The sequence below is a fragment of the Aporhodopirellula sallentina SM41 genome, from assembly GCF_000346505.1.
GTDB classification, from domain to species: domain Bacteria; phylum Planctomycetota; class Planctomycetia; order Pirellulales; family Pirellulaceae; genus Rhodopirellula; species Rhodopirellula sallentina.
The window spans coordinates 1-1527 of the sequence record NZ_ANOH01000271.1 but is presented as its reverse complement, the minus strand read 5'-3'; the positions used below and the strand labels follow the sequence as shown (position 1 = coordinate 1527).

Sequence of the window (1527 nt, the reverse complement as noted above, 5' to 3'; positions counted from 1 at the left end):
GGTGGAGTCTCGACCAGATGAAACCGCCTCACCCGGCTCCGGTGCATTCCTTGGTTATTCGTACGGCTCTAAATCGAGGCGGCGGTTTCGTCGAAGGTAAGATTGTGTTGTATCGGTGCCGGCGTCACAAGCGAAAGCCAAGTCCCGCAGGGAGAATGCAGGCGAGAATCGCATCCCGCCCCGCAGGGAAAGCAACAGCAGGCTGGGGCCGCAAGTAGGATTTAAGTCTGGGTCTCTCCGGTCTCAATCGCTAGCCTTTGGCCACTTCGGTGACGCGTGCGACGTGACCTCGGTTTCGACCAGTGGATGTAGTATACCGCAGGCTAATAGCACACGTGCGCAAGAGATGCGCAGGATCGAGAATGGACGTGCGTTGAATCGCGTCCTGAGCGTGAACGCGTTCCAATGCGGACGGAGAAGTAATTCGAATAACGTTTGGGTTTTGCGGGCCGGAACGGTTGATTTTCCATTGCCAAACGCTCGCAAGCCCGGCTCCGTAACAACCCTTGGTTCCCCGCATCTTTGTTACCAAGTAGCGAAGGACGATTGTATTGCATTGATGACGATTTGTACAAACTTTGAAACGACATATATCCAACCGCTCGCCTACGAAACGCCAGAATCATCGAGCGGTGGCAGCAATAACGGCCCTAAAGTCACGTGCTTGTGTAGCGCAACCGCACCACATGATGGGCACGTATCTGGATCAGCCAAATAGAACCTGAGATTCTTTTCCTTGCAGCGAGGACAGGCTAAATCGTTCAACGGGTAGTCAAGTAATTCATGGGTTTCCCCCTGAAAGTCGACGGTCCTAGTGGCGACCGTTACCGTAAGCTCCGATGGCACAGTTTCAGTAAAAGCCTTGCAGCGAATCTTTCCGTTGATTCGCGATGTCGTCATACGAAACACCTGTGTCAGAGGTAGCACCTGACCGACGCTTGGGTGTCGACCTGCGGGAAATCCAATCGCGAAACCAGTTGCGCAATTCATGCATACAACATCGCCGGGAAAGCCAAACGGGCATCGACCACATGAGATCATGACAGCTAGCGTGGATCGGAAATAGCTTCAGTCGGGGAACGTCGGCGGTAACCGGGCAAACGCATGCCACGGATTGAAGCTTGTGAAAAGGCGATGCGTTTGCTCCGCGTTCACCGCATGGTTATCCGCCGGTGACAGATCGATGTCCAGAAATTTGTGACTCGTCAAAGATGACACAGTGCTGGAGTTTCGATTTTGCGTAGTCCTCAATCAACTTGCGTCCAGGCGTTGAAGAGCGCAAGTATATCGCAACGTGCGAATAATCGCCGGTTGGGATCAAATCGTGAATAGAGGAAGCAAGATCGCGAAAACTGGTGGGATCGAGCGTCAGGTCTAGCAGGTTCACGTGCGGATTGCAGGATGACGGAGAGACCTTGCCCTTCGCGTCAAGAATTGGAAAGTATGGTCTAGTCATCCATTGGTGGTAACGGTTGCCGATACGGGCACCCTTCTTGATCAACACGAGTTCGGCTTCATGGCTTCGAG

1 protein-coding gene is annotated in these 1527 nt (G+C 53.2%); it reads right to left on the bottom strand.

Annotation, left to right across the window (positions count from 1 at the left end):
- Positions 1-1162: 1162 nt before the first annotated feature.
- Positions 1163-1527 (bottom strand): hypothetical protein (locus RSSM_RS34810; protein ID WP_044302931.1); only part of this gene is annotated, 365 nt, incomplete at its 5' end.